Origin of the sequence: Peribacillus frigoritolerans (assembly GCF_001636405.1) — a bacterium.
Classification (GTDB): Bacteria; Bacillota; Bacilli; order Bacillales; family DSM-1321; genus Peribacillus; species Peribacillus frigoritolerans.
The window spans coordinates 3,767,475-3,782,530 of the sequence record NZ_KV440950.1 but is presented as its reverse complement, the minus strand read 5'-3'; the positions used below and the strand labels follow the sequence as shown (position 1 = coordinate 3,782,530).

The window sequence follows — 15,056 nt, the reverse complement described above, 5'->3', positions numbered from 1 at the left end:
CAGGTTTAGTTATTTTGGTCATTAACTTTGTCATTCCATATGACGTAAGTTTAGCTACAAAAAAATGAAAAAATTGAAGGAGTCAGGAAGAGGACCATTTGTTTCAGGAATTGAAGGAGAAGGCTTTAAGGGAAATCTCCGTAAGACAGTGGGGATTTGTTATTTAGACAGGAGAATTCAGGATGGAGTAACCGGATTGGATTTTCCTTTAAACTAACGGAGTAAGCTTCTTAGAAACTATTAGACATTTTGGGAGGATATTACCATGAACAATCAAACAGAATTCACAGTTGCAGATGCAATCGTAAAAGAGCTTGTACAAGCAGAAGTGGACGTAGTATTCGGGATCGTTAGTATCCACAATATGCCGATTTATGACGCGATGCTGCGTGAAGGAAGCATCCGCATGGTCACTTCCCGCGGTGAAAGTGGAGCGGTCAACATGGCTGATGCCTATGCGCGTGCTACAGGAAAATTGGGCGTTGTATTAACAAGTACTGGTGCTGGGGCAGGGAACGGTGCAGGTTCATTGACAGAAACATGGAACTCCGGGACTCCGTTATTGCACATTACAGGGGAAGCTGATTCTAATTATATTGGAACGGATCAACGTTATATCCACGAAGCTAAAGACCAGTTAAAAATGATGGAGGGCGCGAACAAAACAGCTTATTTGTTGAAGCGTCCAAAGCAAATCACACCCTTTATGCGCAAAGCGATCAAAGAGGCACTGACTGTTCCTACAGGGCCAGTAACTATTTCCATTCCAACAAATTTCCAAGCTCAAATTATTCCGCAAAATCAATTGATCGATGTGGAAACGGTTCAAAATCCAGAAGTAAAAATCAACATTCCAGCTGATGTGGTTGAAAAAATTGCCACTGCAAAAAGACCGGTCATCTGGGCAGGAAATGGAGTTATTGCTTCGGGAGCATCCGAGGAACTCCAAGCGTTGGTAGATCAAATTCAGCCTGCTGTCGTTACAAGTGAATCCGGGAAAGGGTCTATCCCTGAAAATCATCCTCTTTGCATCGGCAACTTTGCGGTTACACCTCAAATGGAGGAACTATTGAAAAAATCAGATTTACTCATTAGTATCGGGGTCCGTTTCCGCGGTAGTGAAACGTATAGCTGGACGCTCCCAGTACCTGAAAATCACATAAATATCGATTTGAATCCAAATGCATTTAACCGCAATTTTGATACATTGTATACACTGGTAGGAGATGCCAAAGCAGTTTTACACGAGATTAACAGTGCTTTGAAAAATAAGGAGATCAATCCAGATGCAGCTTTTGTAGATGAAGTAAAGTCTGCCCGTCAAGCAGTTCGTGATGACCTTCGCAGCCAAATTGGGCCTTACGGAGAAGTTGCAGATATCATGCGTGAACAGCTGCCTGAGAATACGATCTTGGTGACTGACGTAACCATTCCTGGATACACTTGGGGAAATAAATTGTTCGACATTTATGAACCAAGAAATTACCTCTACATGACCGGCGGAGGTATCGGACAAGGCTTGCCAATGGCGATCGGTGCCCAAATTGGTCAACCAGAAAAGCCTGTCGTTCTTATTGCAGGAGACGGCGGATTCATGGTGAATGCTGGTGAGATGATCACTGCGATTCAAGAAGATACGCCGATTATCGTTCTATTATTCGACGATGGCGGATATGGAATCTTAAGATACTACCAAGAAGCAGCTTATGGCAGACTTACATCTGTAGACTTGAAAAACCCAGACTTCGTCATGATGGCAAAATCAATGGGCTTCGAATCAGAGAAAGTACGCTCGGTCGATGAGTTCAAGGAAGGGTTAGCGAATGCAATCGCAAGCAAGAAACCTTATATGGTTGTAGTAGATGTAGAAGCAGTAGGAGTATTGGAATACAAAGATTCGGACGAATACATCGCATCTTTCCGTCCAAATCACGGATAAGACCGCTCGCTCTTAGAGAGCCTATGTGTCTATTAAAAGTTAGATAGAATTGATGGCAATATGTAGTAATATGTCCATCTATTTATCATATTGGAATTATTATTCCGATGGCAATTGCGCTTGGTTACGATGCAATGACTGGTTATGCAATGGTATGTCTTGGAGCGATGGCCAGGTTCCTAACAGGTAATACCAACCCATATAATATAGGAGTTGCTCAAGGAATTGCGGAACTCCCTCTTTTTCTAGGGATAGGATTACCTGGAAGCCTCCCACCAGCGTTGAATGCAATCGGGATATTCTTTGTTCAGTTATCTCTTAACTTTTTAGTTCCTTCTGGCAGTGGGCAAGCAGCTTTAACTATGCCAATTGTCAGGCCATTGGGAGATATAGATATGATGGGATGAACGAGACAAACAACAGTACTTGCTTCCCAAATGGGGGATGGAGTGTCAAATATGAACTTCCCTACAGGAGGAGTACTATTGGGTGGCTTAGCTATTGCGGGTATTCCGTACGTAAGATGGGTTAGATGGGTTTTTCCTTATTTCCTTCTCATAGTGAATGTCGGAGTAATTTTCTTAATAATAGCCCAATTGATCAATTATGGACCATTTTAGGAAGCAGGAGTATTCTTGTAACAAACAATATATTTAGAAAACATAATCTGAAAAATAAGGAAGGTGATGTTAATAGTGAAAGATACACTTAAACATGAATTAGATAAAATAAAGTCAAAATTATGGGAAATCAGTGATCAGATGTACAGAAACCCTGAACTCGGTGACAAGGAATTTGAATCAATGCAATTACTGACAAACTTATTGTCTGAACACGATTTTCGGATTGAAACAGGATTGGTTGACCGTCCAACTTCTTTTAAAGCTGAATTTAAAGGTGAAAAAGCTGGTCCTACAATAGCCTTTTTAGCAGAATATGATGCTTTGCCTGAAATTGGCCATGGGTGCGGACATAATTTGATCGGCACGATGAGTGTGGGCGCTGGTATTATCCTTAGCAAGCTGATAAGTGAAGTAGGAGGAAGTGTTGTCGTATTAGGTACTCCGGCAGAGGAAACGAATGGTGCCAAAGTTCCGATGAGTCAAGAAGGAGTATTTGAAAGTGTAGATGTTGCGATGATTCTCCATCCTAATAATGTATCCGTTGAAAGTGGAACAACTTTGGCGGTAGATGCACTTCAATTCAAATATAAAGGAAAAGCATCGCATGCAGCGACGGCTCCTGAACATGGAATTAATGCACTGGATAGTGTTATCCAACTTTTTAATGGTATAAATGCACTTCGAGAGCATTTGCCGACAGATGTTCGTGTGCACGGGATTATTTCTGAAGGTGGTCAAGCCGCGAATATTGTTCCATATTTAGCAGTCGCTCAATTTTATATTAGAGCAAAACAACGTTCCACTTTAGATGAAATTGTAAAAAAAATAAAAAATATCGCAAATGGTGCTGCCCTTATGACGGGTTCTGAGCTTGAAATATCAAATTATCAAATAAGCTACGATAATATGGTTACAAATCAATATCTATCCCAAGCTTTCACTAAGAATTTACAAGAAATCATCGTTCAACCGATTCTAACTGCTGAACATAGTAATGCATCTATTGATATGGGAAATGTAAGTCGTGTCGTACCAGCAATTCATCCATTTATTGGATTGAATGATACAGAGTTAGTATTACATACCCAGGAATTTGCAGATAGAACAGTATCAGAAGAAGGCAGTCAAGCACTTGTTAATGGTGCACTAGCATTAGCTTATACGGGATACGATGTTTTAACAGATAAAAACTTATTGGAAAATATTAAGAAAGAATTTAAAAAGAGTAAATAGTTTGTTCGCTTTTGATCGTGATAAGAATAGCTAACTTCAGCAGAGTCTCAAAGCCTATCAAAAGATTGTGTAGTGTTTATTATTTTAATAGAGCGCTTACATTTGATTGTAATAAGCCAGCCAAGCTCATCGATTACTTCCAGGTGAGTTTTAAAAGAGCCTCTTTGAGTACGAGCGTACTCAACCTTATGAATGAAAGCTTATCATTATCAGCTTTTATTGAAGAATAAAGTTGGCGTGAAATTTGCATAAATTATCATTATCATTGAAAAAACTGTAGAATACAGTGGTGTGAATTGTTAAAGCACTGTAAATGGATCACTTTCCGGAATGCGGCTAAGTTGTAGAGTGTGGATATAATTGGCCAGATTGAATTTGTTGTTCGGTATCGCAGGATTGAATTATTTAAGTGCTGCAAATCAAGGGTGTATGACTGTCATCATCAGCAACACAGTCTTGATTTCGCATTTGCAAGACTGGAAGCTGACAAGTGGGGAGGAAACAAAGTTATGACAAAAGAATTGAAACAATATATAAATGGGCAATGGGTAGAATCAAGTGACCCGAAAAAACTTAATATCATTAATCCTGCTACACAGGAAGTCATTGCCAGAGCCGCGAAAGCAACAAAAGAAGAAACAGAAGAAACAATCAAAATAGCGAAGAGAACATTTGAAAGTGGTGTCTGGTCTGACCGTTCTCCGCAAGAAAGAGCGGCGGTTTTAGTTCAGATTGCTGATAAATTGCAGGAAAACATTGATGAGTTAACAGAGTTGGAAGTACAAAATAACGGAAAAACGAGAAGAGAAGCACGGTCGGATGCTGAAGAGGCCGCTAATACATTTCGTTATTATGCAGGTCTGCTTAATATACCTAATGACCAAGCGTATGAAGCCTCCGAGGATATGCAGACATTGATCGTAAAGGAACCGATAGGTGTTGCGGGATTGATTGTTCCTTGGAATTTCCCTTTATTGATGAGTGTATGGAAGATTGCTCCAGCATTGGCAGCAGGTAATAGCATTCTTTTAAAACCGGCAGAAATTACTCCGATGACAGCGGTAAAAGTGTTTGAGCTGATTGATGAGTCCGATTTACCAAAGGGAGTAGCCAACCTCCTTATGGGATCTGGATCGGTTGTTGGCCAGACGATTGCCGAAAGCGATGATGTGGACGTTGTTTCCTTTACTGGAAGCACAGGGGTCGGCCGCCATATCATGCAGGCCGCAACAGGCAATATGAAAAAGGTGTCCCTTGAGCTGGGAGGAAAATCTCCGAACATCATCTTTGATGATGCAGATTTGGAAACAGCCGTCGATTACTCCTTATTTGGCATTTTCATGGGTTCTGGGCAAGTTTGCTCTTCGGGAAGCCGCATTCTTGTTCAAGAGGGGATCTATGATGAATTTGTGGAAAAATATGTAGAAAAAGCAAAAGGGATAAGAGTTGGTCCCGGAAATGACAAGCAATCCCAGATGGGAGCCATTGTCAGCGAAAAGCACTTCGAGAGCATACTAGAATACATTCGGATTGGAAAAGAAGAAGGTGCAAACCTTGCTCAGGGCGGCAATCGAATCAAGAAAGACGGTTTAGAAAAAGGATTTTTCATTGAACCTACCGTCTTCACTCATGTAACAAGTGATATGCGGATTGTCAGAGAAGAAATCTTCGGTCCTGTCGTCACCATTCAGAAATTCAAAAATGAAGAAGAGGCAATCAAGATTGCCAATGACACAGTATTTGGACTTGCGGGTGCTGTATTCTCTACAGATCAAAACAAAGCCTTGCGTGTCATCAAAAAAGTCCGAGCTGGCATCACATGGGTGAACGCCTACCACCTTACGAATATTCAAGCCCCATGGGGTGGCTATAAACAAAGTGGCATCGGCAGAAGCCTTGGTACGTATGGATTGGGTGAATACCAGGAAACGAAACAGATTAACATTAATCTATCTCCGAAGCCGATTCATTGGTTTGAATAGAAGATTAACGAAAAGCTTGCAGGGAATCTTCTGCAAGTTTTTCATACAAGAGACTTTAATGTTGGGGTTTACTAATAATAATCGATAATCCCAAAAATAGCTGAGACGTCACCTTACTATTAAATGGAAGAGGTCATTGTGGAAGTTTCAATGTTATTATGGAACTCCCAAGGATTATTACTGAAATAGTTTTTTTCGAGGCCAGGTAATTCATCTTTTCTTTTGGATTGAACACGTGCGGGTAGTTTGCAGGCACTCTATGAACACAATTGCCTCACTTTCACTTTTATAAACCTTATCGGTATCCGGTTTTATATACAAAAAGTTAGGATGAATTTTGCAAGTATCTAAACTATAAGAGGGAGTTTTTTGGGGGAATGAGATGGCGGCAAGACTAATCGATGGACCTCCTTCTTTTTGAAAGCGCTTAAAATGGTCAGGGTGAAGAATCTCTATGTGAAAATGTGGGCGCGACCATGGTTTGCTAAAAAATATGAGGGAGTCGCACTCGATGAAAACATGAAGTTTTTTAGAAGCGAAAGAAGAGCCGCTATGAATTTACATATAGAGGGGGTGATACATGAATTTGCTACCCGGATTCTAAAAAATACAATCATTATGATTACAAACTTCGGCTGGCTTGCATGTAAGTTACGATAGTAATTGAAGCAGTGAAATAAGAAATCTTTAGGGGGTATTGGAATGTCTAAACCATATTTAGTTGTAGAGTGGAATGATACGGAAACAGATGCACAAGGATGGCTTGTTGTTCATAACTTCATGAAAGGCTATACAGGCGGCGGTACGAGAATGCATCCGTCAGTTACAAAAGAAGAGGTTAAAAGATTGGCCGAGGCCATGGCTTATAAGTATGTAGCTTGTGACAGCGGAACGACTGGCGGATGTAAAGCAGGTATTTCTTATGATTACAAAGCTCCGGATGCATATGCCGTATTAAGAAGATTTTTAATTGCAATGATGCCTTATATTGATATCGGCGTATCTTTGGGAAGTGATCTAGGTACTAAATATGAAGATGTACTTAAAATCTTTAACGAATTCGGCATAGATATCCCTCTGACGAAGTCAATGAAACAAGATCCTGCTGTCCTTCAAGGGATAAAGGATTTTGATGGGCTGATGAAAACAAGAATTGACGGATTGCTTTTAAATGATGTTGTCACAGGATATGGTGGTGCATTTTCGGCAGATGAAGCTTGGAAATTTAAAAATGGTAAAGACGGTGCGAGGGTTGTCATCCAAGGCTTCGGTTGTGTAGGTGCAAGTTGCGCATTGAAATTGTCTCAATTAGGTTATAAAGTCGTCGGAATTTCGGATGCGAACTTGTTAGTCACATGTGAAGAAGGATTAGATGTTCAAAAGCTCATTGACCATAAGAATGTATACGGGGAAATGGATCAAGACTTTTTTGAACCGAACTATACTGTAAGGCCAAACTCGGACTGGCTTAATGTGGACTGCGATATTCTCATCCCATGTGCATTAGAGGACGTTATTAACCATTCTAATGCTGGTACCGTAAAAGCAAGCTTGATTGTTGAAGCTGCTAATATTCCAATCTCTTCTGAAGGAGACGAAATCATCAAACAAAAGGGAATTGACATCGTCAATGATTTTGTTGCGAACCTAGGTGCAATAAGATTTTATGACGCAGTTATTTTTGGACTGGTCAAACCGGATCCGCAGGCTGTGATTGATGATATTGAAAAGCTATGCCGAAAAAATACCTATCAACTATTTTCGGAAGCAAAGAAACAAAACAGGTATCAGCGAGACGTTGCTAATGAAATTTTCAAACCGGAAGTCAGCGATTTATTAGAGTTTGAGGATCCGTCCAAAAAGGTAGCTACTCGATAAGCAGTTAATAAAACGGATCATAATTTCTCCTAAATATTTCGTTCGGATAGAAGAAACGGTGGGGATTGGATGAAGTCGGTACAAGGGAGTCAACCAAAAGAATTAAAACGTTCGATGGAAAGTAGACATTTATTTATGCTTTCCATAGGTGGAGTCATTGGAACTGGTCTTTTCCTAGGGTCCGGGTATGCAATCGGTGAAGCCGGACCTGTAGGGGCCATTACTGCCTATTTGGTCGGGGGCTTACTTATGTACATGGTCATGGTTTGTCTTGGAGAACTATCCGTAGTGATGCCGGTCTCCGGTTCATTTCAAGCCCATGCAGAGCGCTTTATCGGCCCCGCCTCTGGGTTTATGATCGGCTGGACTTACTGGTTGAGCTGGGCTATTTACGTAGGGCTAGAGTTTATTGCGGCTAGTTTACTGATGGCCAGATGGTTTCCAAATGTACCAGTATGGGTGTGGTGTACAGTTTTCGCCTTGCTTTTATTCGGTATAAACGCTTTGACAATAAGAAGCTTTGCGGAGACGGAATATTGGTTCTCTGCAATTAAAGTAATTGCTGTACTCTTTTTTATCGTGATTGGCGGAGCAGCGGTGTTCGGATTGGTTCCTATAAAGGGACAATCTGCCCCGCTATTTTCAAACTTTATTGGTGACGGATTATTTCCAACGGGATTGATTGGTGTGTTTATATCGATGATGACAGTCGTCTATGCGTTTATGGGTTCGGAAATTATGGGTGTTGCAGCAGGTGAGACAGAGGATCCCGAAAAGAGTATCCCAAGAGCAATCCGGAGTATCGTCATCCGTATTTTAATTTTCTATGTACTAGCAACTTTTGTCTTATCAGCAATTGTTCCGTGGAAAAAAGCGGGTATACTCGAAAGCCCGTTTGTAACTGTATTCGATATGATCGGTATTCCTTATGCAGCTGATATTATGAACTTCGTTATTTTAACAGCAATTCTTTCGGTGGGAAATACAGGTTTGTTTGCTTGTACGAGAATCCTTTTCTCACTTTCACAAAGCGGGCAGGCTCCACGTTCATTCGGAAAGGTAAACAAACGCGGTATACCTATGAACGCCTTACTCGTGACTCTCGTCTTTGCCTTGCTATCCTTGCTTACTAGTGTCATGGCTGAAGAAACATTATTTGTAGTGCTGCTTGCTATCAGTGGTGTTGGAGGGTTGGTTACGTGGATGGCGATTGCGTTTGCACAGTATAAATTCCGCAAACAGTATATTGCGTCTGGTGGAAAGTTGGAGGATTTAAAATTTAAGGTTCCATTCTTCCCTCTAGTTCCAATTGGTTGCCTCATCATGTGCGTAGGTATCGTCGTGTTTACCGCTTTCGATCCGACACAACGGACCTCACTGTATATAGGATTCGGCTTCATTGTAGCTTGTTATGTCTTTTACTATTTTAAATTTACCAGAAAGAAAATCGATGCTACTATCCTAACAAATGGGCAACCCAATAAAACGGTAAAATAGATTTTTAGGATCATATGCAGAACTTTTAGGGGAATGAAATAAAGAAACGTAATAGTTGCATAACATTAATGCCTGCTCCCGCAATTCTTCTCGGTCGTGATATTTCTATTAAATCATTGTATTTAGTATCAAGTGAATATTCAGGCTATTTTGGATCCATCCACTAGCCTGTTTTGAATTGTAAGATACAACAACCATATATACATGTATGTATTCTAAATGAGGAGATGGAAGATGAAAAAGAAGGTTTTTATATTAACTATCATACCTGCCTTGGGTTCACTTGTTGTGATTAATCGAGTGGAACCCTATGTACTTGGATTGCCATTTGTCCTTTTTTGGGCTATATGCTGGGTTTGTCTGACATCTTTGTTTTTGATCATTGCTAATAAACTGGATACCTCAAATAAGGAGGAAGAAGAATTATGAATGCAGCCCTTCTAGTAATACTCTTTTTCCTAGTTTTGTGTATATGGTTAGGACTACAGGCTGGTAAAGGGAAAGAAATGAATATGGAACAGTGGTCTGTCGGGGGACGGGGTTTTGGAAGTATATTGCTGTTCTTTTTGCTAGCGGGTGAGATGTTTACTACTTATACCTTTCTAGGAGCAAGTGGTGGTGTCTATAGATCTGGTATGCCCACAGCCCTATACGCTTTTAATTGTTTCTATTTTGTAATCGCTTACTGGTTGTTGCCACCCATTTGGAAGTTTGCGAAGAAAAATAATGTCCTCTCCCAATCAGACTTCTATGAAAAAAAGTATAATAGCCCGGCTCTCGGCGTTCTAGTAGCAATAATAAGTGTTATTGCCATTATCCCGTATTTGGTGATGCAGTTAAAAGGGTTGGGAATTATTGTATCCCAAGCATCCTATGGTTCGATTTCTCCCAACATGGCGATAGTGGTAGGGGTGATTGCCATCACAATTTATGTAACGGTATCAGGGATGCATGGGGCCGCATGGACAGCGATTATTAAAGATATTCTGATCCTAGCTGTGATCGTCTTTATGGGATTTTATTTTCCTTTTCATTATTACGACGGAATACGTCCGATGTTTGAAGCAATCAATACGGCAAAAAGTGAATTTTTACTATTCCCTGAACAAGGGTTGAGTATATCATGGTTTGTTTCTGCAACGATCATGACGGCACTAGGCTTTTACATGTTTCCACATATGCTAGCGGGGGTGTTCTCGGCTAAAAGTGCTAAATCACTGCGTGTGAATGCGGGGGTAATGCCCATTTATCAGATTATTATTGTTTTTTCCTTGCTTATCGGCTTTTCCGCTATTATTCAAGTTCCAAATTTAAATGGCACAGATGCAGATTTAGCCGTGTTTAAAATGGCTAAAATGTCTTTTGATCCTTGGTTTGTTGGTGTGATTGGGGCAGCTGGAGCAATGGCCGCTCTTATCCCAAGTTCATTAATATTGACGGCAACTGCAACGATTCTTTCTAAAAACATCTATAAAGTATGGAAACCAAACACAACTGATCAACAGTTGGTAAAGTTGAGCAAAATGTTGGTGCCTGTCATTGCTTTGGTGACACTTTACTTTACATTCAATGGCGGAAACAACATTCTTACGCTTTATCTCTTGTCTTATAGTTTTATGGTACAGTTATCTCCTGCACTGATTTTTAGTCTTTGGAAAAGGAATCCTGTTACCGTTCAGGGGGCTTTTTCCGGAATGATTGTCAGTATTATAATCGTCGTATATTTAACTATTACAGAAACGTCACTTGAAACATTATTCCCGTCCCTTCCACAAGTAATCAAGGATTTAGATATCGGATTAGCCATATTAATTATCAATATTGTTGTAACGTTAGTTGTCAGTGCCATAACAAGAAAACAAGGTGCCACAGTGGAGGAAGACACGAATACGAAAAATCTAGTTGGATAATTGTATGAAGTAGAGAGCGAAAAAAGAATAATAGGAAATTCAAGGGGGATATTGAAGGATGCGTTATTTAAATTACATTAATGGACAATGGAAAGCACCCTCTACAGAGGAATTTAGAGAGAATCTTAGTCCACATAACAAAGAAAGCCTAGGGGAATTCCCATCCAGTGCAGCAACTGATGTACACGATGCGGTTGCAGCTGCAAAAGATGCATTTCTAGATTGGAAAATACTTTCCATTCACCAAAGAGCAACTTATTTACAAAAGGCTGCGGCTATTCTAAAAGAAAACATAGAGGAAATAGGACGGGATCTAATTCGAGAAGAGGGAAAAAGTTTATCAGAAGGGATGGGGGAAGCCAATCGTGCAGTAAGTATCCTCGAATATTTTGCGGCTGAAGCACGGCAACCACTTGGAGAAGTAATACCGTCCGCTAAAGAGAAAACATTTTTGTATACGACTCGTACACCCTTAGGCCCTGTGGGATTAATTACACCATGGAATTATCCAATTGCGATCCCAGTATGGAAGATGGCACCAGCACTTATATACGGAAATACGGTGGTGATTAAGCCTGCTGATTTAACACCAAAATCTGTATATCATGTCATGAAGGCTTTTGATGAAGCTGGTCTACCAGCAGGAGTCCTTAATTGTGTATTTGGCAGGGGCTCTGTAATTGGGAATGAATTAGTGAAACATCCAGATATAAAAGCCATTTCTTTTACCGGTTCGAATCAAGTAGGTCGGCACATTCAAGAACAGGCTGTAGAACACGGGAAAAAGGTACAGATGGAAATGGGCGGAAAAAACCCACTTGTTGTTCTAAATGACGCAGACCTTGAAAAAGCAGTTGAAATAGCTGTAGACGGTGCATTTAAATCTACCGGTCAAAAATGTACAGCTACTAGTCGTGTGATTGTAGAAGAAGGAATTTACGAATCATTCCGTGATCGGCTTGTAGCGCGTACGAAGGAATTAAGAATAGGGAATCCACTTCACGAAGAAACATATATCGGACCTGCCGTATCGAAAACACAGCTTGATGGAGTGCTTGAAATGATAGAAACAGGGAAATTAGAAGCAACACTGCTTTGCGGTGGGGAGGTCCCGGAGGATGATGAATTAAAAAAAGGTTTTTATGTAAAACCAACAATATTTGAAAACGTGCCAACAAATGCTCAAATTGCCCGTGAAGAAATTTTTGGTCCAGTTATTGCATTATTTAAAGCCAAAGATTATGAGGAGGCAGTGAAAATAGCAAATGATACAGAATATGGCCTTAGTGCAGCCATCTGTACAAACAATTTAACAATGGCTCGCCGTTTTGTTGAAGATGCAGAAGTAGGACTTGTACATGTTAACTCGGAAACATCTGGAACAGAACCACAATTACCATTTGGCGGTTGTAAAAATTCTAGTACCGGTAGTCGTGAACAGGGCAAAACTGCTATTGAATTTTATACAGAAGTGAAGACAGTTTATATGGATCCAATGTAATTTTTAACGGTTTTACATATTAGATGCAGGAAAGACTCTCTTTTTAAATACAATATTTAAAAAGAGAAAAAAGGGTCAGTCCCTTACCACTTTAAAGTGGTGAGGGGCTGACCATCTTCCCCTTTTCCCTTTGAGGTAGGTAAGGAGTATTCTAATGAAATGAAAGTCTTGTAAAAAACCTTATAAAAAAGAGAACGACATTATAGTGACAGATACAAGGGGGTTGAAGCTTTCAAGTATAATTCATGTTGCCGAGACGATCTGTAGTGAAATTAGATTTGTTTTTTGTGTAGGACTAATTTAATTTGCCTGAGGAGGCTACGGAGATATGGAATTAATCAAAGAAATTCAGTTGGATAGCAAAGAAGTAGAAGAAGCCATTACCGAATATTTAAAAAAAGAGGGATTCAAGGCTGTCTCCTTCAAATTCAGGTCAACAAAAGTCTTGGGCTTGCCGTATCCTATTAGTGCTTCCATCGTTGTGGAAGATTTCGATTAACAAACAACTACATAATTGTCTGGCTAGATACCCTAGATGACATTCAGTAAAAACAACAAGGGAAATAAAGCTTGTTATCAAATAAACGGTGTATCCTCACTGGAAGCTGAGGCAAGGTTTTTAATGTTTCCCCTAACTTGAAAAGGTGGGAACCACATACTTGAAAAGTACAAAAGATAGGACACTTTTACATGAAGTATTTTAAGCTGTTGTCCTGCTCATCTTGTTATGCTGGTAGCGAAGAGTCTATTTGTATATAATAATGGGAATTTCTTTTGAATATGTATGTATGGTCATTGTAAGAACCATACGTTCAAAAGGCCACCATTCAACTAACACTAATGCACTTGTTAGTTGAATGGTGGCTTAAGAATGGAATGACAGTCCACCTCGTTTGATGGCAGAACAAGTGGGGATATTGTTAAAGAGGAATCTATAGTTATCTACTATGAAATAAACTCCCTTATAATTTAGAATGGCAGAAACAAATTGATGGTTTAAGAATTTTGTCTTTCACTGATTTAATAAAAAATTCTCACTATGCCAAGAATGAGGTGTTTTTTACATTTAAAGAGCGCTTTGTCAAGGGCCGAAATGAATCCGTGAGGATTCCAACTAAATAGAAAGATTAGGGGGAGTAGAGCATGGGGATACCTACACTATTATTAAATGCATTCATTATTATAATTTGTATTCTCTGCTATCAAGTATTTTGGTTAGATAAAGATGGGAAAGAAACACGTAATGATCTATATATTTCCCTCCTTTCATCAATTTCTATTATTCTTTGCATGACGTTTCCCATTAATTTTCAATCCGGATATATTTATGATTTAAGGCTTATTCCTATCCTTTTAGTCTTTCTCTATGGCGGTTTTAGAAGTTTTATTATTATCACCTTTGTATATCTTTCTTACCGCTTTTACTTAGGAGGAAATGGCTTTTTCCCATCAGTTGTTGTATATATCATGACCATTACCATTACTTTGATGTTTCATTATTTTCTACCTACTTATTTAAAGAAAAGAAAAATATTGTTCAGCACACTGCTTATTTTCATTTGCACTAGTTCCTTTTCTGTCTTTGCTATAATGAACCAAATATGGATAAATGATAAAGTCGAAACTTCTTTTATCCAATTTTTATCCAATTATATAGTAATCAATATCCTTACGGGATTGTTATCTATTTATTTAATTGAAGGTATGATTGAAAAGTTTAAAATGAAAGAAAAAATTCAACGGGCAGAAAAATTTTATGCGATAAGTGAAATGGCCGCTTCTATTGCCCACGAGATTCGTAATCCACTGACTACGGTATATGGATTTATGCAGTTGTTTAATAAAAATGAAATCTTAGAAACATATAAGGATGAATATATGCAAGTCATGCTGATGGAGTTAGAAAAAACACAACTCATTATTGAGGATTATATGTCATTAGCAAAACCAAAAATTTGCTTGAAAGAATCTTTAGATATTAGCCAAATCGTCCAACAGGTAATAAATGCAATATCACCGATGGCCCTATTACATAATGTTGAAGTTAAAACAAGTAATAAAGATCCTCTTTATATAAATGCCAACGCCAATAAAATAAAACGGTGTTTAATTAATATTGCTATAAATGGTATTGAAGCTATGGTTCATGGAGGAATATTGCAAATCAATGTAAAAAAGATGAAGAATAATGTTGTGATTAATATTATTGATTCAGGCATTGGTATGTCCCCTGAGGAGATAAAGCGAATCGCCATGCCGTTTTATTCTATAAAAGAGAAGGGAACTGGACTCGGCACTATGATTTCATACGGTATTATTAAAGAATTAAACGGGGATATAGAAATAAAAAGCGAAAAAGGGAAGGGAACATGTTTTTCTATTATTATACCTTCTTTATAAAAGAGCCCAACATGGCGAGGGACCCTCAAAAAGAGAGACTAATAAAACACTATTCTTTCCTATATTTTGCAGAAAGAATAGTGTTTTTTTCGT

At 39.2% G+C, this 15,056-nt stretch carries 11 protein-coding genes and 1 pseudogene; all 12 read left to right on the top strand.

All coding sequences use genetic code 11. From position 1 onward, the window contains the following. The first annotated feature begins 265 nt into the window (after positions 1–265). On the top strand, positions 266–1,939 hold the full coding sequence (locus A6755_RS17875) for a thiamine pyrophosphate-binding protein (RefSeq protein WP_063591549.1): 1,674 nt from the start codon (positions 266–268) through the stop codon (positions 1,937–1,939). 68 nt (positions 1,940–2,007) lie between these two features. Continuing rightward, positions 2,008–2,559, top strand: a pseudogene (locus A6755_RS26290) (hypothetical protein). A gap of 75 nt (positions 2,560–2,634) precedes the next feature. Further along, positions 2,635–3,795 carry a M20 family metallopeptidase gene (locus tag A6755_RS17865; RefSeq protein WP_063591547.1) on the top strand — a complete coding sequence of 387 codons (1,161 nt, stop codon included), beginning with the start codon at positions 2,635–2,637 and terminating at the stop codon, positions 3,793–3,795. A gap of 360 nt (positions 3,796–4,155) precedes the next feature. Further along, the gene (locus A6755_RS27170) at positions 4,156–4,308 is read left to right on the top strand and encodes a hypothetical protein (protein WP_174878741.1); all 153 of its coding nucleotides are present in this window, start codon (positions 4,156–4,158) and stop codon (positions 4,306–4,308) included. Continuing rightward, entirely contained in the window at positions 4,305–5,777 is a 1,473-nt protein-coding gene (locus A6755_RS17860; protein ID WP_063591546.1) for an aldehyde dehydrogenase family protein, read from the top strand. Before A6755_RS27170 ends, A6755_RS17860 begins: the two co-directional genes overlap by 4 nt. A gap of 702 nt (positions 5,778–6,479) precedes the next feature. Beyond that, positions 6,480–7,655 (top strand): Glu/Leu/Phe/Val family dehydrogenase, encoded by a 1,176-nt coding sequence (locus A6755_RS17850; protein ID WP_063591544.1) that lies wholly within the window; start codon positions 6,480–6,482, stop codon positions 7,653–7,655. Between the two features lie 69 nt (positions 7,656–7,724). Continuing rightward, on the top strand, positions 7,725–9,152 hold the full coding sequence (locus A6755_RS17845) for an amino acid permease (RefSeq protein WP_063591543.1): 1,428 nt from the start codon (positions 7,725–7,727) through the stop codon (positions 9,150–9,152). A 234-nt stretch (positions 9,153–9,386) separates the two neighbouring features. After that, a complete protein-coding gene (locus A6755_RS17840) occupies positions 9,387–9,581 on the top strand; it encodes a DUF3311 domain-containing protein (RefSeq protein WP_084737926.1) in 195 nt (64 codons plus the stop codon). Then, positions 9,578–11,062, top strand: a complete 1,485-nt coding sequence (locus A6755_RS17835; protein WP_063591541.1) for a sodium:solute symporter family protein — start codon at positions 9,578–9,580, stop codon at positions 11,060–11,062. The genes A6755_RS17840 and A6755_RS17835 overlap by 4 nt, the downstream gene beginning before the upstream one ends. Positions 11,063–11,120: 58 nt before the next feature. Continuing rightward, positions 11,121–12,563, top strand: coding sequence for an aldehyde dehydrogenase family protein (locus A6755_RS17830; RefSeq protein ID WP_063591540.1), 1,443 nt, complete (start codon positions 11,121–11,123; stop codon positions 12,561–12,563). A 328-nt stretch (positions 12,564–12,891) separates the two neighbouring features. Continuing rightward, entirely contained in the window at positions 12,892–13,062 is a 171-nt protein-coding gene (locus A6755_RS27165; RefSeq protein ID WP_174878740.1) for a hypothetical protein, read from the top strand. A 644-nt stretch (positions 13,063–13,706) separates the two neighbouring features. After that, positions 13,707–14,963 carry an ATP-binding protein gene (locus A6755_RS17825; protein ID WP_063591539.1) on the top strand — a complete coding sequence of 419 codons (1,257 nt, stop codon included), beginning with the start codon at positions 13,707–13,709 and terminating at the stop codon, positions 14,961–14,963. Positions 14,964–15,056 lie beyond the last annotated feature (93 nt).